The organism is Pseudomonas sp. CGJS7 (assembly GCF_036961695.1).
Genome location: NZ_JBAMDI010000057.1, coordinates 21,206 through 44,767, shown reverse-complemented (window position 1 = coordinate 44,767; position 23,562 = coordinate 21,206). Strand labels below are relative to the sequence as shown.

General features: G+C 63.8%; 18 protein-coding genes. 2 read left to right on the top strand and 16 right to left on the bottom strand.

Features of this window, described 5'->3' with window-relative positions; genetic code table 11:
- Positions 1-55: 55 nt before the first annotated feature.
- Entirely contained in the window at positions 56-1,546 is a 1,491-nt protein-coding gene (pdxR, locus tag V7787_RS28710) for a MocR-like pyridoxine biosynthesis transcription factor PdxR (RefSeq protein WP_064491580.1), read from the bottom strand.
- Here pdxR and V7787_RS28705 point away from each other — a divergent pair, their 5' ends adjacent.
- Together V7787_RS28705 and V7787_RS28700 are read left to right on the top strand one after the other, a co-directional pair.
- The gene (locus tag V7787_RS28705) at positions 1,547-3,313 is read left to right on the top strand and encodes an NAD(P)H dependent flavin oxidoreductase family protein (protein WP_336090763.1); all 1,767 of its coding nucleotides are present in this window, start codon (positions 1,547-1,549) and stop codon (positions 3,311-3,313) included.
- 115 nt (positions 3,314-3,428) lie between these two features.
- Positions 3,429-3,875 (top strand): GNAT family N-acetyltransferase, encoded by a 447-nt coding sequence (locus V7787_RS28700; protein ID WP_336090761.1) that lies wholly within the window; start codon positions 3,429-3,431, stop codon positions 3,873-3,875.
- Positions 3,876-3,911: 36 nt separating this feature from the next.
- On the opposite strand, the gene V7787_RS28695 is transcribed toward V7787_RS28700, so the two are convergent.
- The 15 genes from V7787_RS28695 to V7787_RS28625 all read right to left on the bottom strand — a co-directional run bounded on the left by V7787_RS28695 (position 3,912) and on the right by V7787_RS28625 (position 23,517).
- Entirely contained in the window at positions 3,912-4,424 is a 513-nt protein-coding gene (locus tag V7787_RS28695; RefSeq protein WP_012052056.1) for an AmiS/UreI family transporter, read from the bottom strand.
- Positions 4,425-4,436: 12 nt separating this feature from the next.
- Complete coding sequence (locus V7787_RS28690) at positions 4,437-5,021, bottom strand: ANTAR domain-containing response regulator (RefSeq protein WP_064491577.1); 585 nt, start codon at positions 5,019-5,021, stop codon at positions 4,437-4,439.
- Entirely contained in the window at positions 5,018-6,175 is a 1,158-nt protein-coding gene (locus tag V7787_RS28685; protein ID WP_064491576.1) for a transporter substrate-binding domain-containing protein, read from the bottom strand. The genes V7787_RS28690 and V7787_RS28685 overlap by 4 nt, the downstream gene beginning before the upstream one ends.
- Positions 6,176-6,196: 21 nt before the next feature.
- Entirely contained in the window at positions 6,197-7,318 is a 1,122-nt protein-coding gene (locus V7787_RS28680; RefSeq protein WP_064491575.1) for an AAA family ATPase, read from the bottom strand.
- A gap of 55 nt (positions 7,319-7,373) precedes the next feature.
- Positions 7,374-8,417, bottom strand: a complete 1,044-nt coding sequence (locus V7787_RS28675) for an aliphatic amidase (RefSeq protein WP_012052052.1) — start codon at positions 8,415-8,417, stop codon at positions 7,374-7,376.
- Positions 8,418-8,603: 186 nt separating this feature from the next.
- Positions 8,604-9,470, bottom strand: coding sequence for a 4-hydroxy-tetrahydrodipicolinate synthase (gene dapA, locus V7787_RS28670; RefSeq protein ID WP_020191213.1), 867 nt, complete (start codon positions 9,468-9,470; stop codon positions 8,604-8,606).
- Between the two features lie 337 nt (positions 9,471-9,807).
- Positions 9,808-13,326, bottom strand: a complete 3,519-nt coding sequence (gene bcsC / locus V7787_RS28665; protein ID WP_336090759.1) for a cellulose synthase complex outer membrane protein BcsC — start codon at positions 13,324-13,326, stop codon at positions 9,808-9,810.
- Positions 13,314-14,429, bottom strand: coding sequence for a cellulose synthase complex periplasmic endoglucanase BcsZ (gene bcsZ, locus V7787_RS28660; RefSeq protein ID WP_336090758.1), 1,116 nt, complete (start codon positions 14,427-14,429; stop codon positions 13,314-13,316). Before bcsZ ends, bcsC begins: the two co-directional genes overlap by 13 nt.
- Complete coding sequence (gene bcsB / locus V7787_RS28655) at positions 14,429-16,717, bottom strand: cellulose biosynthesis cyclic di-GMP-binding regulatory protein BcsB (RefSeq protein WP_104887436.1); 2,289 nt, start codon at positions 16,715-16,717, stop codon at positions 14,429-14,431. Before bcsB ends, bcsZ begins: the two co-directional genes overlap by 1 nt.
- A complete protein-coding gene (gene bcsA / locus V7787_RS28650) occupies positions 16,714-19,323 on the bottom strand; it encodes a UDP-forming cellulose synthase catalytic subunit (protein ID WP_336090756.1) in 2,610 nt (869 codons plus the stop codon). The genes bcsB and bcsA overlap by 4 nt, the downstream gene beginning before the upstream one ends.
- The gene (gene bcsQ / locus V7787_RS28645) at positions 19,320-20,027 is read right to left on the bottom strand and encodes a cellulose biosynthesis protein BcsQ (RefSeq protein ID WP_064491569.1); all 708 of its coding nucleotides are present in this window, start codon (positions 20,025-20,027) and stop codon (positions 19,320-19,322) included. The genes bcsA and bcsQ overlap by 4 nt, the downstream gene beginning before the upstream one ends.
- Positions 20,024-20,242 (bottom strand): cellulose biosynthesis protein BcsR, encoded by a 219-nt coding sequence (gene bcsR, locus V7787_RS28640; RefSeq protein WP_198748011.1) that lies wholly within the window; start codon positions 20,240-20,242, stop codon positions 20,024-20,026. The genes bcsQ and bcsR overlap by 4 nt, the downstream gene beginning before the upstream one ends.
- Positions 20,239-21,852: a cellulose biosynthesis protein BcsG gene (bcsG, locus tag V7787_RS28635; protein ID WP_336090755.1), complete on the bottom strand. Its 1,614-nt coding sequence runs from the start codon at positions 21,850-21,852 to the stop codon at positions 20,239-20,241. Before bcsG ends, bcsR begins: the two co-directional genes overlap by 4 nt.
- Complete coding sequence (gene bcsF, locus V7787_RS28630; protein WP_010953551.1) at positions 21,845-22,030, bottom strand: cellulose biosynthesis protein BcsF; 186 nt, start codon at positions 22,028-22,030, stop codon at positions 21,845-21,847. The genes bcsG and bcsF overlap by 8 nt, the downstream gene beginning before the upstream one ends.
- The gene (locus V7787_RS28625) at positions 22,027-23,517 is read right to left on the bottom strand and encodes a BcsE family c-di-GMP-binding protein (protein WP_336090775.1); all 1,491 of its coding nucleotides are present in this window, start codon (positions 23,515-23,517) and stop codon (positions 22,027-22,029) included. Before V7787_RS28625 ends, bcsF begins: the two co-directional genes overlap by 4 nt.
- Between the last annotated feature and the right edge of the window lie 45 nt (positions 23,518-23,562).

Here is a 23,562-nt window from a genome sequence, read left to right as displayed (position 1 = left end):
CGATCACTGTGGGAGCGGGCTTGCCCGCGAACACGGGCGAAGCCCGTGCCATCCGCTACCGCGCCTTGCCAATCGCTTTCGCTGCGTCTGCCAGGCGTTGGGTCGCCTGCCGGATCTCATCCGCATCCAGCGAAGCAAACCCCAGGCGCAAGGCATTCTCGGCATGGCCAAACGGTGAAAACTGCCGCCCACTGCGCACCACCAGGTCCCGTTCCAGCGCTTGGTCGACCAACTGATCCACGTTGATCCCATCGGCAAACCTCACCCACAGCGCCAGACCACCTTCTGGCGCCTGCACGCTGATCTGCTCACCGAACGCATCGCGCAAACACCCCAACAAGGTCTCACGCCGGCGCCGGTACTCGCGGTTGACCCGGCGCAAGTGCTTCTTCAGCTCCCCATCATTGATCAGGTCCGCCAACATCTGCTGCATGACTGCATCGCCCTGCCCCAGGGTCAGCATCGCCCTGCGTTCCAGCACGGTTGTCACTTCCACCGGTGCCACGATATAGCTGCAACGGAACGTGCTGCCCAAAGGCTTGGACAGTGAGCCAATGTAAATCACGTGCCGCTGCTGGCGGTCGCTGGCCAAAGGCAGATAGGGCCGCCCGGCAAAGTGGTATTCGTAGTCGTAATCTTCTTCGACCACGCAAAAGGCATGCTGGCGCGCCAGCTCCAGCAGCTGTTGCCTGCGCCCGGCTGGCAGGCTGACCGTGGTCGGGAACTGGTGATGGGGCGTTATGTACATCATCCGCACCTTGTGCTGCCGGCACAGGGCATCGAGCTGGTCGACCCGGCAACCCTCATGGTCCAGCTCCACGGTCACCAGGCGGGCACCCAGCTGACGGAAGATCTCCCAGGCAGGGGGGTAACTCAGGCGCTCGACCAGCACAACGTCACCCGGCTTGAGCAACACACTGGCCACCAGGGATAGTGACATCTGCACCCCCTGGGTCAGGCAGATATGCTCGGCGCCAACGTTCAGGCTGCGGTTGTGCCGCAGCATGTCGGCCAGGGCGCTGCGCAGATTGCGGCTGCTGCACTCGCTGCCGTGGCGCACGCTGTTGCTGGTGAAGCTGCTGCGCAAGGCATTGCGGTAATAGCGATGCAGTACAGCCTGTGGCAGCAGGCGATGGTCACAGGCGCCGTTGTCGAAGAACAAGGCCCCCGGCCGCCCTTGCTGCGCTACAGCCTGTTCGTTCGCCTTGAAGTAGGCAACGGCAGGTTCCTCTGGCAGCGCCAGGGCAAAAGGCCGCACGGCACCGGAAACGGCCGCTGTGCCAGGCGCCAGCTGCTGGCTGACGAAGGTGCCCCGGCGTTGCACGCTTTGCAGCCAGCCTTTGGTTTCGGCTTCCTCATAAGCAAGGATCACGGTCTTGCGATTGACGTTCAGCAATTGCGCCATCTCCCGCGTGCCCGGCAACGGCGTGCCAGGGCGCAGGCGACCCTCGCTGATTGCGGCCACCAGCCCTTCGACGATCTGTCGGTACGAAGCCTGTGCCCCATCGAGCCTGAGCAGTGGCTGCCATTTACGAAGCTGGACCATATGAAATATCCAAAACTGGGGGTTCTGCTGGTCCTGGACTATAGCAACAATCGAACCTCCATTTGCCCCGAGGTGCTCATGCAAAGCCGCCACGTCATTGAATTGTCGCCCTCGGGCAAAACCTTCGAAGCCAGCCAGGAGCTGCTGCTCGATGCCATGCTCGCCAGCGGCCTGCCGGTACCCTTTTCATGCCGCCGCGGCGCCTGCGGCTCCTGCAAGGTCAAGGTGGTCTCAGGGCAGCATCAGGACAAGCAGCGGGATGCGGACACACCGCCGCCTTCCTACCCCTTGGCCGCCGACGAGATGTTGCTGTGCCAGAGCCACGCCTGCAGCGACATGCGCCTGGAAATACCCGGCTGGTCACTGGACGCCCCGGCACTGGAAACCCAGGCACAGGTTGTTGGCAAGCGCGCGCTGAGCGCAGATATCGTCGAGCTGGTGTTGCAGCCTGCTCAGCCGCTGGAGGTGCGGGCGGGCCAGTACATGCGGTTCCAGCTGGACAACGGCGACAGCCGCTGTTTCTCCATTGCCAACCTGCCTGCCCGGGAACAAGGGCAACTGGTGTTTCACATTCGCAAGGTCAGCGGTGGGCTGTTCACCGAAGGTTTGCTGCCCACCCTGCAAGCAGGTGCAACGGTAAAGCTCGAAGGCCCGCTGGGCGCCTGTACCTGGCAGCACGATGACCAACGCCCGCTGATCCTTTTCGCCACCGGCACAGGTTACGCCGGCATCAAGCCGCTGCTGCTGACGGCCTTGGCCGGCGATGCCGACGTCACGCTGTACTGGGGCGGCTCTTCGCCGGCGGATTTTTATGATCGCGAATTTCTCGATGTGTCCAGCAGCGTGCACCCGCACTTCCGCTGGCAACCGGTACTCTCGGCCCAGGCCCGTATACAGCAGGTGGCGCTCAGCCAGACGCATCGCTGGGGCGAAGCCCAGGTCTACGCCTGTGGCAATGCCAATATGATCAGCCAGACTCGCGAGCAATGCCTTGCGGCAGGGGTACAGCCCCATCGTTTTGTGGCCGAGGCCTTTGTCGCCAGTGGTGCACTGACAACGCAGGCTTCAGCAGCCAGCACACTGCACCCTGAGCTGGAAAAGGTCGGCCCGCGTTATTCGCTGGACGGCATGCTCGCGGCCCGCGAACAGTCGGTGCGGGCCGTGGCTGCCATTGCCAGCCAACTGCAGGTCGGCATGACCACTGCCCAGGCCCTGGAGATGGCCGCGCATACCCTGCAGGCGATGGGCGCCTCACACACCTGGCACCCCACCTACATCCGTTTTGGTGACGATACCGTGCGTACGCCACGGCAAGGCATTGACCTTCAACGTGCGCTACGCGCCACGGACATCGTCGTGGTCGACGTTGGCCCGGTATGGGATGGCTATGAAGGTGACTATGGCGATACGTTCGTGTTTGGCCAGCACGCCCTGCACCACGCCTGCGTGAAGGCACTGCATGAAGTGTTCGACGAGACCCGCCAGGCCTGGGGCCGCGGGTTGACCGGGCGTGAACTGTACGACTTCGCCGAGCGCAGTGCCCAGGCCAAAGGTTGGCAGCTGGAGCGCAACCTGGCCGGGCATCGCATCGCCGACTTCCCGCATGTGTTGTATGGCCAGGACAAGCTGGCCGAGGTGGAGATTGTCCCGAGCGAGGTGGTGTGGGTGCTGGAGATACAGCTGTGCCACCCTACCGAACCTGTCGGGGCATTCTTCGAAGACATCCTGATTGGCGAGCGCAAGCCGGGCGCTGCCACGGCAGCTTGATGCCGCCAATCAAAGCACGCGCTGTGTGCTTTGGGTTAACGCCTCAAGGCTCGGCCCTTGAACCCGTAACAGGTTAAAGTTGGCAGCAGAAGGAAACCATACAAGGACGATTACCATGCAAGTACGCACGCTCACCCCTGACGACCTCCCCCAGGCCTGCGCCTTGTGCATGGATGCCTTCATGCAGGCAGTCGCGCCCACGCTGTCGGCGCAAGGTATCGAGACCTTTACCCAGGTGTCGGCACCCCAGGCGTTTGCCGAGCGCATGCAAGGTGGCAACCTTATGCTGGCGTGTTTTGTCGAAGGTGCTATCGCGGGGCTGATCGAGCTCAAGGAAGGCCGCCACGTTGCGATGCTGTTCATTGCACCAGGCCTGCAACGTCAGGGTATAGGCAAGCGCCTGATGAACGCAGCACTGGAGCATGCCAGCGCTGAGGTGGTGACGGTAAAGGCATCACTGTCTTCTGTACCCGCCTACCAACGCTACGGATTCACCCTGGCAGGCGACGTGGGTGAGTTTGCCGGGCTGGTGTATCAGCCGATGGAAAAGCGCCTGCCGTAAGCAGCGCAAGGCTGCTCCACAGCGGGCGCATGGCCGTCAGCCCATCTGCTGCCACAGGATCAACAACCCAGGCACCCAGGCTGTGAAGATCGCGCACAGCAAGGTCATTGCCGCCACCAGACGCTGGATCTTCCTGGCCAGCGCCAGCAACAGGAAAAAGCTGAACCACAACACCGTCCACGCCGCCCAGTTCAGTACATCCCACACCTTCAACAGCCCTTCGGCGCCAGGGATGGAACTGACTGTCACCACCAGCGCCGTCACGCTGACGAACAGGCAGAACCAGCCTAGCCCGCGTCCATCTACCTGCAGCACCTGGTTGGCGGCCACCCACAGGTAGGTAAAGGCGAACAGGAGGGTCAAGGCACCGGCCTTGATGCCTTCGGCCGAGCCCACCACGAAGATCAGGTAGACCGCCACCAACAGGCTGAGCAAACCGACAAACAGGTTGATCACCGCCACTTCACGGTCGGTGATACGCCCCATCAGCCAGATGCTGTTGATGAACAACACTGCACCCACATACAGCAGAACCAGTCCGTACAACATGGCAACCTCTTCTCATTCGAATTGTTTTAGGGTTTTTCTTGCCATTTCCAGCATCGACAGCCGCTGTTTCATCGCCTCTTTCGACAAGTAGGCATGAGCTTCAGGCTCCTGCCAGCCCTGGGCCGCCATCAGCAGGACCTTGGCCTTGTTGATGTCGGCCTGGTGCTCCAGACGCTCCTGCAACTGGGCATTCTTCTGCATCAAGCGGGCCTGGGCTTCGCTGTTGCTTCTGGCGCACACCAACGCAGGAAGCACCTTGTGGTTGTCCAGAGGCAGCACCATCACGCCGTGACACCCCAGCTCCAGGATTTGCGAAAGAATGGTCGGGCTTTCGTACTCCACCAATGCAATGGCGGTCAGGCGTACGCCGCCCTGGGCCAGCAGCCTGCCCAGCTCGGCATGGTGACGGCCTTCGAACACACCGCAAAACACCAGGTCAGTGTGGGTGTCGAACGCCTTGGGCGGTGGCCAGCACTGCTTCACCGAGCAGCCGATGCGCATCAGTTGCAACACCAGGGCATCAGTGATTTCACTGGGCGGACAAACAATGCCCACGTGCAGTTCACGCAGCGTGTTCAGGATATTCGACGTACTCATGAAGGGCCGCCTCCCATCATGCTCGCAGTCCAGTCGTCCAGGTTGTGAACCACCACATAGGGGTCAGGGCGGATGGTGGTAGGCGACTGCCATTTGATGCAGATCTGCCCGCTTGCATCGATCTCGCCGATACGTGAAAACAGGTGCGAGTGGTTGTTCTGCTGCTCCACCTGCACCCTGCCCTGGGGGCTATCCATGCTCGTGTGGTACAGGTGATTGCGGATTACCTCCACCTCCAGGCTGCCGGTGGCATTCACCGCCTGGCACAGCATGCGCATCTGGCAATACGCCGCCTCGGCCCAGGCAGTGATGCGCACATCGGCCGGAAAGAACGCACGGCACTGACTCACGAATGCGTTGCTTTGCGGTGACTCGACGCTGGTGAAGTACGGTGCCACGACAATGTTGCCGTGAGCCACCTCGGCCCCCATTTCGGCAATTTCTGCCTCGCTGGTAGTCAAGCTGGCGATCGGCGGCCGAGGGCCATTGCCATAGCGCTGCGCCATTGCTTGGTAGAAGCTTGCCGTCCCCGTACCGACCACGGTCGAAAACACCACGTCGGGGGCAGAACGCACCACCCGCTCGACCACCAGGGCCAGGTCATCGGCCGAGGGGTACAGGGGCATGTAGGCTTCTTCCACCACTTCGCCGCCATGCTGCTTGTACAGGTGGCGCATGACATGGTTGCTTTCGCGCGGGTAGATATAGTCGGAACCGACGAAGGCGACCCTGGCGCCGTAATGACGTGTCAGGTATGCCGCCAGCGGCGCGCTGTTCTGGTTGGGTGCCGGCCCGCCGTAGATGATATTGGGCGAGTACTCGAAGCCCTCGTAGGGCGTGGGATAGAACAGCAAGCCATCGGCGCGCTCGATGACGGGCATCACGGCTTTGCGGGTGTGGGACATGTAGCAGCCGAGCATCAGGCGCACGCCGTGGTTGCGCACATAGTCGTCACACAGGTTGCGATAACGGTCCGGGTCGCCTCCGGGGTCGCCGACCAAGGTCAGAACCGGCTGGCCGAGCACTCCCCCCTCGCGGTTAACCTGTTCTACCGCCAGCAGCGCGCCACAGCGCTGCGAGCGTTCAATGGCTGCGGTAACGCCGGTTTCGGCGAACAGCAAGCCCACCTTCAATTGCCTGTCTTGTCTACTCATCACACCGTCCTGTGACAACCGTCATGTCGGCAACGAAAAACGGATGCGCCCGTGCTCGAGGTGGCCGGCCACCGTCATGCACGTCACTTCTGCCCGGCATGGGATGCGGTTACCGAGCAGGTACTCGGCCAGTGGCACTTCCAGCTCATGGCGGATAAAGCGCTTGAGCGCACGCGCGCCAAACTCCAGGTCATGGCCTTCGCTGGCCAGCTTGCCAACCACCGCCGCATCCAGCTGCAGGCGGCAGTGATGCTTGGCAAGACGCCGGTTCAGGCGCGACACCTCCAGTTCAATGATGCGCTCGCTCACCTCCTGTTCGATGGCATTGAACACCACAGTGCTGTCGATGCGGTTGACAAACTCGGCAGAAAAACGCTTCACCAGGCGCCGCCGCACCAGCCCCAGCAAACGCTCGCGGCGCCCTGCCTGCAGACCAAGCAGACGCCGTAGCGGCGCCAGCGGGCCCAGCCGGTGCTGGCGTATTTCGTCTGCCGCCAGGTTGCTGGTCATGAACACCAGCGTGTTACGGAAATTGAAGCTCTTTTCACCGGAGGCCAAGCGCAGCAGGCCATTGTCGAACACATTGAGCAGCGCCTGGGACACCTCCTTGCTGGCCTTTTCCAGCTCATCGAACAGAACGATCCCAGGACGCCCCTGGCTCCCGTCCAGCAGCGCCTGGTCAAACAGCGTGCGACCCTCCTTGGCGCCAGCATAGCCCGGTGGCGCGCCGGTAAGAGCAGCGGCGTAGTGCTCCTGGGCCAGCGTGTTCATGTCGACCCGGCAGAAGGCATCGGCATCACCGTGCAGGGCGCGGGCCAAGGCACGCACGACCTCGGTCTTGCCGACCCCGGTCGGGCCGAGGAACAGTGCGGTGAACAGCGGCCGGCGCGGGTCGAGAATATCCGCCCGCACCACCGTGAGTACATCTTCGATGGCCTGCAAGGCTTCGTCCTGGCCCAGTACTTCGTTGCGTACTACCTGCATGACGGCAGCGACATCGAAGCGGAAGCGCGACTGCAGGGTGTCTTCGCTACGCTGGTGGGTCTCGACGATTGCCCGGGTGTGGCAGTTTTCGGCATTCAGTGCAGCGCTGGAGGACGCATCGCGACGCGTCTGCTCCAGCAGGTCGTTCAGGAACGGCATGGTCTTCCCCTCACTTTGTGAAACAGCGTGCCCGCAGGCACGCTGGGCAAGCCCGTCAGCGGGCTTCCTTTTCCTTGGCATCGTAGGGAAGACTGCCGACCGGGCACTGCGCCACCCCCGAGGTGCGCCGGGTCAGGGCCTCGACGTTCTCGCGGGCCTTCTCGGCATCCAGCACCCAGGTGCGATAGAACTCGAATGGGCATTCGGCAATGCCGCGGTCGCCGTCGCCAGACAAATGCATACCGCTGTAGCCACGGTGCAGGATCTTGTACAGGTGGTTTTGCGACTGGTCGTTCTGCCGCGCATCGCGAATTTGCGAGATCGACAGCTGAGCGTACTGGATACCCATCTCCTCTTCACCGCACTCGCCGAGTGTACGGCCATCGAAACCGATGATCGCCGAGTGACCGAAGTAGGAATACACACCATCGAAGCCCGCGGCGTTGGCCACTGCAACATAGCAGTTGTTAGCCCACGCCATGGCCTTGGCCATAAGCACCTGCTGGTCCTTGGCCGGGTACATGTAACCCTGGCAGCGCACGATCAGCTCGGCGCCTTTCATGGCGCAATCGCGCCAGATTTCCGGGTAGTTGCCGTCATCGCAGATGATCATGCTGATCTTCAGGCCCTTGGGGCCATCGGCAACGTAGGTCTGGTCGCCCGGGTACCAGCCCTCGATCGGACACCAGGGGATGATCTTGCGGTACTTCTGCACGATCTCGCCGTTGTTGTCGATCAGCACCAGGGTGTTATAGGGGGATTTGCGCGGGTGCTCTTCATGGCGCTCGCCGGTCAGCGAAAACACGCCCCAGACATTGGCCTTGCGGCAGGCCTGGGCGAACACTTCAGTTTCCACGCCGGGTATGGCCACGGCGGTTTCCATCATTTCGGCCGGGTCATACATGATGCCCTGCAGGCTGTACTCCGGAAAAATCACCAGATCCATGCCCGGCAGCCCCTGCTTCATGCCGACAATGATGTCAGCGATTTTTCTGGCGTTTTCGAGCACTTCATCGCGGGTATGCAGGCGCGGCATCTTATAGTTGACCACGGCGACGCCGACGGTGTCATTGCTGCTGGATATATCACCATGACGCATGTTGACCACCTCTTGTTGTTATTTTTCAGGGACGAAAAAAAGCCCTCTCCGCATGCGGAGAGAGCTCATTTGCTCTTTTGGGTTCGGTGTGGAGGCCGCGACATCGCCATTGATGCGCGGCTCCTGACAACCAACGGTATATGCCGGGTGTGGCGGCTTGTCAACCCGCCATCAACCGTTGCCGCTTCAGGCGCCGAGTGAACACAGCACGCTTTGCAGCTTGTCTCGGGTGGTATTCGTGCACGTCTGCATGGGCTCGCGCAGCTCGTCTGCAATCAGGCTTTGCAGCTGCAATGCCGCCTTGACCACGGCCGGGTTGGGCTCGGCAAAGGCCACCTTGATCCAGGGCAGCAACTGGTAGAACGTACCACGCGCGGCGGCCCAGTCGCCGCTGTCGACCTGCTGCACCATGCGTACGTACAGGTCGGCGCGCACATGCGCGGAGGCCGAAATGGCGCCAGCCCCACCCAGGCACAGGTTATTGAAGATCTGCAGGTCTTCACCGGCCAGCACCTGAGCGTGGCCGTCCTCGATCAGGGCCATGGTCGTCTCGTTGTCACCGCCACAGTCTTTCACCGCCGCAATGCGTGGATGGCGCACGATACGGCGCAGGGTTTCACGCTCGATGCGTACGCCAGTGCGGTAGGGAATGTCGTAGACGATCACTGGCACGCTGGCGGCATCGGCCACGGTGGCGAAGAAGGCTTCGATGCCGGCCTGCGAAGGGCGGATATAGCAAGGTGCGGGCACCAGCAGCCCGCCAATGTCACGCTGCTGGATTTCAGCCTGGAAGGCCAGCAACTCACGCAGGTTGTAACCTGACAGGCCCATCACCACCCTGCCCGGCTCCACCCAGGCCAGCACGGCATCCAGCAGCGCCAGTTGCTCGGCCTTGGACAACGCCGCCGCCTCACCCGTGGTACCGCACACCACAAAACCGGCCACACCGTCTTCGAGCAGCTTCTTCACCAGCTTTTCCAGGCCTGGGAAGTCGATTTCATTGGCGCGCATTGGCGTGACGAGGGCGATCCAGATACCACGGAAATTCGACATGCAAAAACTCCTGATGTTGACCGAAAGTCAGCGTCAGCAGGGCGAAGAGTGGAAGTGGTGGCAGGGATACCTGGCGCCTTCTGTCTCGTCAGCCCACCTGACGAGACAGCGCGCCTCGGTCAGATGAGCGGCTGTTTCTTGGATTTCTTGGCAACGGCAACGCACGCGCCTGCCTGGGCGATGAAGCCCGAAGCGAGAATGGCGTGGTTGGATGTGGACATGCTGGCAAGCCCGTTGCGTAGGTATGGCTGGATAATGGTGGGGCGCCGTGCCTGGTGTCAACCCTTGGTCCGCATCGCCCCGTGCAGGCGCGCCCCTTGCAACGCAGCAATTGCCGTCACCGCCACTCGCTGTAAGGCTCCAGCGGTGTCACCGGCAGGGCCAAGTTGCCTCGCCACGGTTCGAACAGGTAGCGCAGGTAGAGCATGCCATGGCTAGGCGCATAGTCATCGCTGTGCTGCCATTCGAAGCCGCCGCCCAGTACCCACTGGTCACTCAGGCGCCGTTCGAACAGACCGCGCAGGCGGTAGCCCAACCCACTGCTGTCGCTGGCTTCAGTCATCGCATCGATGTTGGAATCGACGCCATAGTGCGCCAGTACCTTGCGGTTGATGTGTGCGCCCGGGTACAAGCGGCTACTGCCACTATGGGCCTGAGACCAGCTGACGGAACCTTCCAGCAGCAGCGACCAGTCGTAGTTGCGCCAGGCATAACTGACCGGCACGCCCACCGAACTGTAGCGCTGCGGGCTGTAGTAACCGCCCTGCCCCAGGCTGTAGCCGCCCAGGTCCTTGTCATGGCGCCAGTGCATCAGCGTCACGCCAACACGTACACGCTCGTCGGCCTTTTCCACCACGCGGTGGTAAAAGCCGGCCATGGCCCGGGTCCGCTGGTTGTCGGCCACGTTTTCGCCGTACAGCCAATGGTGCCCCAGGCTGGCCCACACCCCGTTGTCGCCACCTTGGTCCCAGCTCAGGCCGAGCGTGGCGCCATTGGCAGTGACCCCGCCCCAGCGCACGCCCGTCGGGCGGTCGCGTGCGCCGGCGAACGACAGCAATGAATTACTCATCGGCCGACGCGAGGCGGTCAGCGACCAGCCAACCTGCCCGAGGTCACCGTTGACCGTTGCGCCGCCCAGCCAGTTGTTGATTGCATAGCCCTGGGTGGTGCCCAGGTCGAACGCCCAGCGGCTGCCCTGCCAACCCAACGCCAACAGGCTGCCGTTTGCAGTCTGCGATCCCCCCGTGCACGCGGGCAGTGTTTTGCCGTCAGCGGTCTGGCCAACAAACTGGCAGCTGCCGAAGTCGGGGGTGTAGCTTCCCTGATCGTTCGGCTCGAACGACCCCGCATCCATGCCAGTGCGCTCTACCCGCGCAAACGCGGTGCCCTCCTGCCAAGGAGTGTCGACATGCAACAAGGTCGACTGGGTACTCAGTTCCGAAGTACCGGGCGTACCGTCATCCTCGCGCCAGCCGTAGTCATGCATCAGCGTCACATGGGTATTGCGCTGGCGATACAGGGCATCCACATCACTGCGCAGGCTGCGGGCCAGCCAGTCGTCGCCATCCTGCTCGCGGCTGGCCAGGGTCAATGCACGGTCATCCCGTGGCGCTACGGCAGCACGGTCCAGCAACTGCGCATCGGCCATCGCTGCCGCGTAAAGGTCCAGTGCTCGTTGAGGGTCATCCTGCGCTACCAGGCGGGCTGCGTCGCGCCGCAACAACGGATCGGGTCGCGTCTGCTGCGCGGCAATCCGGTCAAGCAGCCTGGCCGCCTGATCGTGTTCGCCCAACGCGGTCCACACCGCCGCCAGGCGCCGCTGGGCGTTGCTGTCATCAGCGGCAAATTGTGGCACCTTCACGCCCAGCATGTGCCGGGCCTGCTGCAGGTTGCCTTCGGCCACGGCGCTTTCCATCACCCCAAGGCGTGCATCAGGGCGCGCAGGCTGCACGACCAGCACACGCTGGTAATAGCTGCGCGCCTTGCCATGTTCACCACGCGCGGCTGCCCAGTCAGCCAACAGCATCAAGTCGTCCGGGCTACCTTCACCACGCGCCAGGCCGGCTTCAAGCAAGGCTGTCGCCTCGGCACTGCGGCCTTGTGCCTGCAACTGCTGCGCAGAGGCCAGGGTCATACGCCGTTGAACACGCTGCTCCAGCGCGTGCATGTCCGCGCTCCAGGTCGCCTGAGGTACCGCCCTCAGACTGTCCAGAGCCAAGGCATCACGATCGCTGGACTCCAGGAACAGGCCGTGGGCATAGCGCGTTGCCGGATCACGTGGCTGGTGCTGCACCAGCCTGGCAAATGCCGCGTCGGCCTCACCAGTGCGCCCTTGGTGACGCAGACTGTTGGCCAGCTGATACACCAGCCAAGGCTCATCGGGGGCCAGGGCCGAAGCCTGGCCCAGCACATGGCTGGCCGTCGACCAGTCCTCGCGCTGCAGGGCTTCGTCCCCTTGCTGGCGCAGCCGCGCAAGTTCCAGGCTGCGTCGCAGGCTGGCGAACTGCGCCTGCTGCCGTGGTGGCAGGCTGTCCAGGTATGCCTGCGCCTTGTCTGGCGATTGCGCCTGGTAAACGCGCATCAAGCCACGCACGGCACTTTCGTTATCCGGCACCATACGCCGTACCTGCAGGTACTGCCGCTCGGCAGCCGCCACATCGCCCTCGGCCAGCGAGACATCTGCCAGGCCCAACAACGCGTATTCATCCTTTGGCCGTTGCTGGCGAGCCTGCCGGTAAAGTGCGCGCGCACCGCGCACGTCTTTCGCCTCCAGGGCCTGCTCGGCTTTTTTCAGCAGGGCCCAATACTGGCTGGACGACTCCAGGTCCTTCCATTGGCTGATCCAGTAGGTGTCCTGCTCCTTGGCGCTCGCCGCGCGGAACGCCGCATGGGCGTCTTCATGGCGGCCCTGGCGCATCAACGCATAACCCAGGGCCCCATACAGGCTGGCATCGCCCGGGTACTGGCGCAGGGCGCGGCGCAGCTGCGTTTCGGCTTCGACATTACGGCCCTTGTCGAGCAATGCCTTACCCCGTTGACCGGCCTGCCATGCCGGGTCGGCCAGCAGCTTGCGCTGCTGTTGCAAGGTCTCGCTGGCCTGTGCCAACAACGGCGAAGCCGGGTAACGCTGAAGAAAGGCTTGCCAGGCTGCCGCGCTGGTGGCACTCACTGCTTGCCCGGACAGGTAGTCGAACTCGCGCTGGGCAGCGGCATCCCGTGCACCGGGGTCTCGCGCCAGCTGATCGAGCAGGGCCAAGGCCTCACGGTCACGCTTTTCGGCGAACAACCAACCAGCCAGGGTCTGGCGCAGCCCGGCGCTGCCTGGGTACTGCTGATCCAACCGCTGCAACTGGCGGATCGCCTCAGGGCGTTGGCCTGGCAGATTGCCGCGCACGCGCCAGTAGTCCAGGGCCAATTCAAGGCTGGGTGGTTCGCCGGCAAACAACTGTTCGTATACCGCCAGCGCCTCTTCATTACGTCCGGTAACCGCCAGCAGACGCGCCTGCTGCAAGCGCCGTGCAGGCGCCGGTTGTTGAAGCTCAAGCAGGCGTGCGGCCTGACGTGCTTGCAGGCTGCCAGGCGCCACGGCACTGATCCGCGCACTCAACTGCTCGGCTTCACTGCTGTTCTTCTCGCGCAATGCCAGGCTCAAGGCCGCCAGCAACACGTCCGGGTTGCGCGGCTCAAGCAACTGCAAACGGCCCAGCGCATCGCGCACCAGGTCGTCACGGTGCAGCGCTTCGCCGCGGCGTACCTGGTCCAGCAGCCATTGGCGCTGTTCATCGATATCCTTGGGTTGCGCATCTGCCTGGCAGGTTATTGCCGCCAGCATCAACACGCCGATCATTCGCTGCATGGCGCGCTCCAGGCCGGCAACAGCCGGCCGTGCGGGTCAAAACGGTAACGGGCCTCGTCGAAGCCCTGGCCGAACAGCGCCAGCACCTGGCTGTAATACGCCTTGGCCTCGACCGGCTGTTCGCGCAAGCGCTGGCGCTGGGTCGCCAAGCCGGCCACGTGCTCTGGCGAGGCAGCAAGCAATGGCAGCAAGGCCGCAGAGAAACCCGCCGGGCCATGGCCGCGGGCTTCACCGCTGCGTGCATCCAGGTGCTCAGGAGGTAGCCCCTGGCGCTGGGTCAATGCCGCCATCGGCGCATAATGGGCGACCAGTTCGCGGCGTTGCGCCGCCCCCTCGGCCAACATGCCGACCCACAGGTACACACGAATGGCGTCATAATCACCGGCATTGCCATGTTTCGTGTCTGCCGCTGGCTTTCCGGCCGGCGTCCACAGCAACCAGTCCGGGGCAAAGCCCTTTGGCGACGATGCCAACCACAAACGCCGCGTGTTGGCCGCCAGCTCACCCCACAAGGGGTCCACCTCGCTGAAGCGGTCGAGCAGCTGCAGCGGCAGGTAGCTGGGGTTCAGGCGGGTACCCTGGGCGTCTTCGAAGCCGTAGTCACCTGGCAGCAACATCACGCCAAGGCCTGGAAGCTTGCGCACGGTCTGCGCGGCGATACGCCACAGCAGGTGCTGGCCCAGTTGCGTGTAGGCCGGCTGGTCCCACAACCGCCCTGCTTCCAGCAGGCTGTAGGCGATCCACAGATCGGCATCGCTGGCGTTGTTGGCGTCCAGCACCTGCCACTGCTGCTGCCCGTCACGGCCCCACAGCCAGGCAGGCAGATGCCGGGCCAGGTCACCCTCGGCGAGGTTGTTGCTGGTCCAACGCAGCAACTGCGCGAAGGTTTGCCGGTCGTTGCCTACCAGGGCAAAGAACAGCGCGTAACTCTGCCCTTCCGAGGTGGTGATCAGGCGCTCGTCACTCGGGTCGATGACCCGCCCATCCACACTCACCAGCTCGGCCTTGAACCGCTCCCAGGCAGGCCATGGGCAAACCGACCCGGCATTGGCGAAAACGGGCAGGCCTAAGGCGACCAGCCCTACCAGCATCTGACGCATCATCACCCCGCCTCACCCAAGCGGCGCTTGCCTGCCCAGCGCAGTGCCCGCCACAACAAGAAGGCGAACAGCACCACACAAACAGCCGCAATCACCGCCAGCAACACAGGGTGCTCGGACAAGTGGAACCAAAGCAGCAGCCACCACGGCAGCGCGCCCACGAAGTAGTGCTCGCCGACGAACTGGCTGCTCACGCCACTGCTGCGTACCAGCGTTACCGAGCCCGCCACCGCATCGAGCTTGCCCACATCGCCAAGCACGTCGCGCAGCAATGCGTAATCGCTGTCGCTGTTGGCCAGCAAGGCCACAACACTGCGCTGCTCGTGGAACGGCGACTTCAGCCCGGTGATGGCCGCAATCGGCGCCTGGGCGCTGACCGCCACGCGGCTGCTTGCAGCCACCGGCTCAGTATCGAAACGCTGGCCACCGGGCAACGATGCGCTGCGGCCCTGCAGTAACCAGTCACGCTGGGCGCTGAGCAACAGACCAAGGTTGGGCGCATCGCGCAGGGCCTCGGGCAGGCTGCCGATCAGCAGCAAGTCGGCGTCTGCCGCTGCGACCTGTTGCCAGTCGTCGATCAATTGCAGGCCAAGCGCCGGGTAACCGATCTGTCCGGCCAACCCGCCAACTGTGTCGAGCAAAGTGCCGACCTGCATCGCCGTAGGTTTGGCCGGCATGATGACCAGCGTCTCGGACAGGTCGGCCATGCGGCTGAACGGGAAGCCACTGCGGGCGAATGCACGCAGGTCGGGCATGGCGATGTAATGGTGGTAACCGGAAAGGTCGATGGTGGAGTTGTCGTCGATCGCTGCACGCACGTCCACCGGCAGCGAGGTCTGGCAGCGATCGCGCTGGGCGCTGCCCAAGGTGCTGGCAAAGCTGAAGTCGAAGCGCAGGCGGTTGCGGTCGCCAATCTTCAGCGCCGGCACCAGCGAGTTCTCGCTCAATGCAGTGTTGTCACCGGACAGCACTGCCAGGCGCATTTCCTCAAGGGTACCGCCGCGCCGGTCATTGCCCACCAGCGGCATGCTGGTGATGTACTGATCGTTGACGCTGATGCTCAGGCGCGATTCGTCGGTCACCGCTGGCGCCGTATAGCGGTACAGGGTGCGCAGCGGAATACCCTGGTTGCGCCAGACGAACAAGTCGGGCGGCAGGTTCAGTTCCAGTGTCACCGGCCGCGGTTGCAGGCCGCTGACTTGCAGTTGCTCGGGGTAATCCAGCAGTTCGGCAAATCGTACCGGCCGGTCGGTGCGCGTCCAGTTCGGCGCATCGTAGGGCTGACGCGGTTGCAACGCGGTCATCTGCTCCACTTTGACGCGCGCGCCACGGAACAGATTGTTGCCGACCGCCAGCGCCGAGGCGGCCTTGATCAGGTCGTCGTCGTTACGGCCCAGCACCAGCAGCACTTTGCTGAAGCGGTCGTGCGGATGATCGATCACCTGCAGCACGGGGCCGTCGACTGGCGGGAACTGCTGCAGATCGGCGAGGAACGCCGGGCGACGGTCGTTGCTGGCAAACACGATGCTCGGTGCAGGTTTTTCGCCACGGGCCGGCAGGTTGTTGTACAACACAGGGAAGCTGGCCTTGCGCCAACCGGCCTGGCTGCCGAAGTAGGATGCCAGGATTGCCGCCGCACGCTGCTCGCCCAGGCTCGGCACGCCGCTGAACACCACCGGCAGCACTACCTTGCCGGTGTCGTGGGTATCGAAGAACGGCAACGGGAAATGCGCCAGGTCGTTTTCCAGCACCAGCGCCTGCTCGTGCAACTGTACCTGGCTCTTGCGGTTGAGGTTAAGCCACAGGCCGCTGTGGGCCGGGTCTTCGCAGACATCGGTATAGTGCCCGACAAACTCCAGACGTACCCGGTTGAAGTCGCCAAGCAGTTTCGGGTCCAACGGCAGCTGGCGACGTACACGCTGGCCCAACTGCTCCTTTTCCACCGGAACTACGCCCATCAGCTCGTCGTTGAGGTAGACGCGCAAGTGCGACAGGTTCGGCAGCAAGGCTGGCGAAGGCGTGTAGTCCAGTTGCAAGCTGGCATCGGTGGCCAGGCGATCGCGACGCAGGCCAAACTCGATATGCTCACTGTTGCGTACCCCCAGCAGCAGGCTGTCGGACGCATGCCCAAGCTGCTCGAAGGTTTTCGCAACCTGCCAGTTTGGTACCGTGGGTGTGGGTACCGCAGGCTCGGCAAGCGGAGCTACGGAAGCAGCAGCGGCGCTCTGCGACAAGGCGGTAAACAGCGCCATCGCCAGGCCCCAGGTACGCGCGGGATAACCAGTCATCATGCGTCTCGATCAACAGGGTTCATGGAAGGGATTGCCTGCGGTGTGCGGGGCCAGTAGCTGGCCAGCCACAACGCCAGCGAACGCAACGGGCGCAACCACGCCCGCAGCCATGGCGGCATGTGCTCGACCAGGCGCACGTAACCGACGCCACCCAGCTTCAACACATCGATCAGGCTGCGCAGCGGGCGCTCGACCTCGTGCTGCTCGTTCCAGCCAAGCCAGGCATCGGCGCGGGCAAAGGTGCAGTGGACCAGGTCGATACGCTGCTGCAGGGCGAGGTCGCGGAACACCAGGCCGACGTGTTGCCCGACGGTACGGGTGACGCACGCCTGGAAGGCGAACTCGCGCTGGCCGCAGTTGAGCAGCAGGCGTACCTGCTCCCCCGGTTTCAGCTCCAGACCGGGCTGTACCTGCAGGCCGATACCGCCGTCGGAGTAGTCGACCAGGGTGCAGGGGTAGGCATGACCGCTGGCCAGCATCAGCCCCGCCGGCAAGCGCATCTGCACCCGATGGGCGCGGCGCACCTGGCGCACTTCGGCGGCCACCGCAACTGCGGCACCGATAATCAGCAGGTTGTAGATCACCCACAGCGAGCTGACGATCACCGTGCCGATTTCTGACGTCGGGCCGGTGATCAGGCGCCACACCGCAAAGCCCAGACCCACCACGTTGAGCGCCGCCAGCCACAGGTAAGGTTGGGCGATGCGCCAGTCGAACTGTTCCTGCTCCATCAGGCCGCCCTTGGCGGTGACGTTGAACGTGCCTTTTTTTGGCGCGAACAGCGCCACCGTGGTCGGGCGGGCGATGTACCAGGCCAGTACGGTCTCGTAGACCTCACCCCAGAAGGTTTGTCGGTACTTGCCCTGCATCCGCGAGTTGGTCAGGCTGGCGTGGATCATGTGTGGCAGCACGTACAGCAGAATCATCAATGCCGGTGCGTAGATGATGTAGGCATGCAGCAACAGGAACGCCAGTGGCGCCGTCAGGAACACCAGCCGCGGCAGGCCGGCCAGGAAGTGCAGCATCGCGTTGGCGTAGCACACCCGCTGGAACAGGCTAAGGCCACGCCCGAACAGCGGGTTGTCGGTGCGGAAGATCTGCACCATGCCACGGGCCCAGCGAATGCGCTGGCCGATGTGCGCCGACAGGCTTTCGGTGGCCAGGCCCGCGGCCTGCGGAATGCTCAGGTAGGCTGATGTCCACCCTTGGCGATGCAGGCGCAGGGCGGTGTGGGCATCCTCGGTCACGGTCTCGACGGCAAAACCACCGATGCTCTCCAGCGCGGTGCGGCGCAGCACGGCACACGAGCCGCAGAAAAACGCCGCGTTCCACATATCGTTGCCGTCCTGGATCAGGCCGTAGAACAGCTCCCCTTCGTTGGGGCGGCGGCGGAACGAGCCGAGATTGCGCTCGAACGGGTCAGGCGAGAAGAAATGGTGCGGTGTCTGCACCAGCGCCAGTTTAGCGTCCTTGAGGAACCAGCCCACGGTCAGTTGCAGGAAGGAGCGCACCGGCACATGGTCGCAATCGAAGATGGCGATCAACTCGCTGTCGGTGACGCCCAGCGCATGGTTGAGGTTGCCGGCCTTGGCATGCTTGCTGTCGGGCCGCACGATATACCCTACCCCGACTTCGTCGGCAAAGGCACGAAACGCGTCGCGGCGGCCATCATCGAGGATATAGATGCGCAGGCACTCGCGTGGCCAGTCCAGGCCCAGCGCGGCCATTACCGTGGTGCGCACCACTGACAGGTCTTCGTTGTAGGTAGGGATCAGCAAATCGACGGTTGGCCAGTGCCTGACGTTGGCCGGGAGGTTTGCCGGCTTGCGCTGCAATGGCCAGCTGGTCTGGATGTAACCCAGGATCAGCACGAACCACGAATAGGTTTCTGCCGCCAACAGGATCACCCCGAATATCAAGTCGGTGGTGTCGTTCCAGTTCAGGGTCGAGGTGTAGCGCCACCACAGATAGCGGCACGAGATGATGGTCGACAGCACGATCAGCATCAGGGTTGGGAAACGCCCCGGCATGTGTCGCACCAGCAGGGCGATGACCAGCAGCAGGCAGATGAACATCAGTTGCGCCAGGTAGCCGAACGGTTCGGTCACGCACAGCAGGGCGAGGCTGAGGGCGAATACCGTCAGCACGCTATAGAACGCCCGCCGGGCAAACACGCTCAGGCCGCGCAGGCGTGCCGAGGCCTGGTGCTTGAAAGCACTGGCGCGGTAGCGCGCGGGTACCTGTTGCAATGCATCGATCAGCAGGCCGCGGTAGCGGCGCGCCACCCCGCCTGCCGCCCGCAGGTGCATGCGCACCGCGCCCAACGCGCGGCGGCCAGGCCCTGCTGTACGTGCCTGCGGTTGGCGCCGCAGCAACAACCACAGGCTCTGGATCAACAGACGCAGCGGGTCACCCAGGGTTGGGCGCTTGCCCGCCAGCTGCGGGTACAGGCGTTGGCGCTCGGCCAGCAGCGCCTGCCAGGCGGGTGACTCCAGGCGCAGAAACAGGAAGGCCAGCCACACGCCGAGGGTGAACAGCCACGCGACCGGCAGACGCGCGCCACGGACGGTGAACCAGGTATAGGCCGACAGAGGGGTCAGGGTCACGGCTGGCGCCTCGTCAGACAGCGCACCGCCAGGCTTTGCACATCCCGGCAGGCCAGGCTCTGCGGTGCGTAAAGACCCAGGGGAGCCTTGTACGCCAGCGCTTCGAGGAAGGCTTCGTCGCGATGGACCACCTGGATCGGCAAGCGATCACGAAACAGGTCACGCCACACCATCAACAGGTCGCTCTGCAAGCGGCTGGCCGGGTCATAGCGGTTGACCAGCAGCATGTCGAAGTGCTCGAGCGGACGTCGCCCGAGCAGCAGGTGGCTGGCCATTTCCGCTTCTGCCACCAGTACCCGTACATCAGTCTCGATGCCATTGCCGGTGGTTTCGCCCGGCAATTGCGGCAGGTCGTACAACAGCCAGTCGAAATGCTCGGCCAGCTCGACCTGGCGAGCGCGCCATGACTGCGCATCGGGCACACGGTGCTGCGCACCGCCAGGCAGGTTGCCGTACGGCAGCAGGCACAGGCCATCGAGCACCTCGTACACGGCATCGCTGAACGGCCGCCCTTCCCGCTCGGCCAGCGCCCAGCCCTCGGACGTATCCAGCGGCAGGTTGAAGTGCAGCCCGAGCAAGTTGCTGGGGCACAGATCAATCAGCAGCACCCGTTCGCCCACGCCCTGCAGCGCGTAGCCCAATGCAGCCAGCAAGGCGCTGCGCCCCAGGCCTCCGCGTACCCCATGCAATGCCAGGCTGGTCATGGCGCGACCCTCTCGCGCAGGGTGACAGCTGCGTACAGCGCTTCGTCGCTGCTGGCCCTGCAGCTTTCACCCAGCAATGGCCAGCGCTGCAGGGCCTGCTGAACGCCCACCAGCATCGAGATGTCCTGGTAGTTCAGCTCTGGCATGTCCAGGTGCTGACGCAACTGGGCAATATCGTCGCTGCGGTCGGACGGGTCTGACTTGCCAGTGATCATGGGCGCTCCTTCGGAATGGGCTGCCAGTCAGGCTGGCCTTGCAGGCGCATGTAGGCACGGCCCTGGTAATTCAGCACCTGTGCGCCAGAGGTTTCGGCAACCTGCTCGGTGGTTGGCAGGTCGGTCAGCAGGCCGGGCACATCCAGCACCTGCTGCTGGCCGAGGCCCGCATACACACGCGAGATCAGCTCGGACAGCGCCAGGTAGCTGGTGGCAGCTGTGACCCGCAGCGGCTCGTTGCGGGCAGGCTGGCCCATACCGATGAACTTCAGGCCGACCGGCACATGGGTAATCGACGGCGTGGGAATTTCGCGCATGCCAGACAACTGCATGCGGTCACCATGCAACGCGGCCCCATGCTCAGGGACAATGGCGACCACTACCCGGCGGCCACTGCGCTCCAGTTCGTCAAGGAAGGTGCCAAGCTCGCCAAACAGGCGATTGGCGCGGGTGGCATAGTCGGCCACGCGGGTACCGCCGTCGGCAGTGACGATACGGTTGCCGTCATGCAGGCTGATGCTGTTGTAGAACAGTGACACATGCTCGTCCGGGGTGCCTTTGCGTTGCCCCCACCAACGGCGCAAGACATCCAGGTCACTGGCAATCGGCGAGCCGTCGAAGCCCACCAGCGCCCGTGGGAAGTCGGTATTGCGCATGCCCGGTTGCGGCATGTGCTGTTGGGTAATGTCGCCGATGAAGTTGTCGAACCGGCCGCTGTGGTTGAGCAAGGTGTTGCTCTGGAAACCCAGCCGGGCCAGGTTCTGGAACAACAGGCACTGCTCCGGAGCCGGTTGGTACAGGCCAGTGTGCGACGACTGTCCGCAGCTGGCACGCAGCACACGGATGGCGGCCGGGCCGCTGTAGGAGGTCGCCGAGTTGAACTGGTCGAAGATCACGTCCATGCGCGACAACAGCGGGTTGTCCCGCAGCCCCACGGCAGACAGATCCTCCCAGGCCAGCGAGCAGATGTTGATTACCAGCAGGTCGAACGGTTGCTCATCGGCATTCACGGCCGGGAACGCCGTCACCCGCTCGCGCTCACTGGCGAAGAAGCGCTCAAGCCAGCTGTCGAGCGTGGCATTGTCGGCTGCTGCAGTGGCAGGCGCGGGTTCGGCTGCGGTACGCGCCGCCACGCCGGGCGCCTGGCCTGCAACCAGCGACGGCAAGCCGCCGACCGACAGCCATGCCAACCCCAGCAGGCTCAGGGTGCTCAGGCGCAGCCAATGGCGTAGGTACAGGTAACCCACCAGCAACATTGCCAGCGCCCCCAGCAGGTTCCAGTTGATGAAGCGGCCCAGCAGCTCGAGCAGATAGTCCCACGAGAAGTCCAGCACCCCCGGCTGCGCCAGCAAGCGGCTGAAGGGTGGCAGCCAGGTGTCCTGGTAGAAAAGCGCGATACCGATTGGCACCGCCAGCAGTTGCCGGGCAATACGCAGCCACTGGCCCGGCAAAGGGATAAGCAGAAACGCAGCAAACAACAGGTTCGGCAGCGCCTGGAAGTCGAGCATGCCCAGCGCGACCAGCAGAAACTTTGCAAAAAAATAGAGGTTCCACCCTCCCAGTCCAGGCCAGCGGGCCAGTACCGGGAGGGTGATGGTGGTATTAGTCATTCTGGGGTTCCTGGCGTGCAGCGCGGCGGCGTACGCCCAGCGGTTTCAGGTAACGGGGGGGAAGGCGACGGCGCAACACGCCACGTAATGCCGAACACAGGCGCACTAGCAACAAGGCCAGGCCCAGCGTGACGAGTGCGGTAATGCCGACCACCTGCAGCAGTTGCACGAAGTTCATGCACTACCCCGCTTGGCCAGGCCGACCTTGCGCGGTGCCAGCGCCGACCATGCCTGTGCAGGCAGTTGCGCCGCCGTGTCGCTGCGGGGTGGCTGCGGTAGGTTGCTGTCGAGGAAGGCCGGAGTGGCCAGGCTGTCGACGCCGGCAAGTACCTCCTGGCTGATGAACAGCTCTTTCCATGACAGCTGGAAGATGTGGTCAAGCGCTTGCTCGACCCCTTCGGAGCGGCAGGCGAACAGGAACAGGAACAGCACCTCGCCAACCACGCAGGCAATGTCGCCATCACGGCGGAATACCGTACGCGAGCAAGCCTGCAGCGGGGTCAGGCCGGGCGCCGGACGCAACACCAGCAACTGGTGGACGATTTCGCCGTTGCGCACCCCGTGCCACATGCTTTGCACAGCCTCGGCGAACGCCCGTGGCGCTACCAACCCACAGATGGCCAGCGGCCGCAGGCGTGCCAGCAAGGCATCGAAGTCGGTTGGCAGGTGTCGACGCCAGACGTAACCCTGGATGCTCTCGACCATGGTCAGGAAGCGTGACAAGCTGGCACCGAACGGCACGATCTGGCTGGCACCACAAGCCAGCAGCAACTGTTCGTCTTGATAACGCAGGGTCGGCGCCATTTCGCGCACCACCAGCTTCAAGGCGTTGCCACGCGACTGCCGCAGGTGGTGCAGTTGGCGCGCCAGGCTATCCAGACGCTGCCCACCGTCCATGGCAAAGATCACCGTGGCAGACACCGCCCGGCTGGCTTTGCCCCCCAGTTCCTCAAAGCTTTCGCAGACCTGCCAGTGTTCAGAGAAGGCTGGCGCGCCTTCCAGTACTGGGCGCTGGGCCAGGCACAGCAACTCGTCGCCACCGGTGTCGCTGGGTGCCTGAGGCGTGGCAGCAACGGCAAACCCCGCGCTCAGCCGAGTCAGCTCCATGTCCCGGGTGGCTGCTTTGCCAAGCGGGTTGCTCCAGAAATGCTGCAGGTAGCGCACCCCACCTTTGCCGCGGTACACCTGCCCCAGGCCGTCGAGGCACTGGTTGAAAACGCGCAGGCGCTCGACCAAGGCGGTGCTCTGTCCCCCACTGACGACCAGCAGCAACGCCGCTTCAGCCAACAACGCCGGGCGCAGCGCATTGCACCAGTGCTCGACTTCGGTATCCGCCCAGGCGTGTGCCGGTGCCAGCAGCACCAGCACACGCCCACGGGCATCAAGACGAGGCAGGTCTTCAACCAGATAACGGGTGGCTTGCGAGTTGGCCTCATACAACGCGAGCTCGGCCGGGCCGCGCGTTGCGTCGAGCGCACCCAGCACGTCATCCATGGCTTGCGCATCGGCGATCAGGGCTGCCCTGGCATTATCGGGCATGCCTTCGACTACCTGGCGGCATAGCAAGGAGGCGTCTTCGGCGGCGTCACAGGCTAACCAGTACAGTCCTTGTTGATGAAGCTGGCTGCTCTCGACGCTCAGGCCGGAAATCGCCAACAACTGCATTCCATTAGTCAAAACACTGGCTCTGCAAAAGGTAAATTGAAACGG

Bases quoted from the DNA above. Each gene is read 5' to 3' on its own strand.
- pdxR (WP_064491580.1), bottom strand. From the start codon at position 1,546: ATGGTCCAGCTTCGTAAATGGCAGCCACTGCTCAGGCTCGATGGGGCA.
- V7787_RS28705 (WP_336090763.1), top strand. From the start codon at position 1,547: ATGAAATATCCAAAACTGGGGGTTCTGCTGGTCCTGGACTATAGCAAC.
- V7787_RS28700 (WP_336090761.1), top strand. From the start codon at position 3,429: ATGCAAGTACGCACGCTCACCCCTGACGACCTCCCCCAGGCCTGCGCC.
- V7787_RS28695 (WP_012052056.1), bottom strand. From the start codon at position 4,424: ATGTTGTACGGACTGGTTCTGCTGTATGTGGGTGCAGTGTTGTTCATC.
- V7787_RS28690 (WP_064491577.1), bottom strand. From the start codon at position 5,021: ATGAGTACGTCGAATATCCTGAACACGCTGCGTGAACTGCACGTGGGC.
- V7787_RS28685 (WP_064491576.1), bottom strand. From the start codon at position 6,175: ATGAGTAGACAAGACAGGCAATTGAAGGTGGGCTTGCTGTTCGCCGAA.
- V7787_RS28680 (WP_064491575.1), bottom strand. From the start codon at position 7,318: ATGCCGTTCCTGAACGACCTGCTGGAGCAGACGCGTCGCGATGCGTCC.
- V7787_RS28675 (WP_012052052.1), bottom strand. From the start codon at position 8,417: ATGCGTCATGGTGATATATCCAGCAGCAATGACACCGTCGGCGTCGCC.
- dapA (WP_020191213.1), bottom strand. From the start codon at position 9,470: ATGTCGAATTTCCGTGGTATCTGGATCGCCCTCGTCACGCCAATGCGC.
- bcsC (WP_336090759.1), bottom strand. From the start codon at position 13,326: ATGCAGCGAATGATCGGCGTGTTGATGCTGGCGGCAATAACCTGCCAG.
- bcsZ (WP_336090758.1), bottom strand. From the start codon at position 14,429: ATGATGCGTCAGATGCTGGTAGGGCTGGTCGCCTTAGGCCTGCCCGTT.
- bcsB (WP_104887436.1), bottom strand. From the start codon at position 16,717: ATGATGACTGGTTATCCCGCGCGTACCTGGGGCCTGGCGATGGCGCTG.
- bcsQ (WP_064491569.1), bottom strand. From the start codon at position 20,027: ATGACCAGCCTGGCATTGCATGGGGTACGCGGAGGCCTGGGGCGCAGC.
- bcsR (WP_198748011.1), bottom strand. From the start codon at position 20,242: ATGATCACTGGCAAGTCAGACCCGTCCGACCGCAGCGACGATATTGCC.
- bcsG (WP_336090755.1), bottom strand. From the start codon at position 21,852: ATGACTAATACCACCATCACCCTCCCGGTACTGGCCCGCTGGCCTGGA.
- bcsF (WP_010953551.1), bottom strand. From the start codon at position 22,030: ATGAACTTCGTGCAACTGCTGCAGGTGGTCGGCATTACCGCACTCGTC.
- V7787_RS28625 (WP_336090775.1), bottom strand. From the start codon at position 23,517: ATGCAGTTGTTGGCGATTTCCGGCCTGAGCGTCGAGAGCAGCCAGCTT.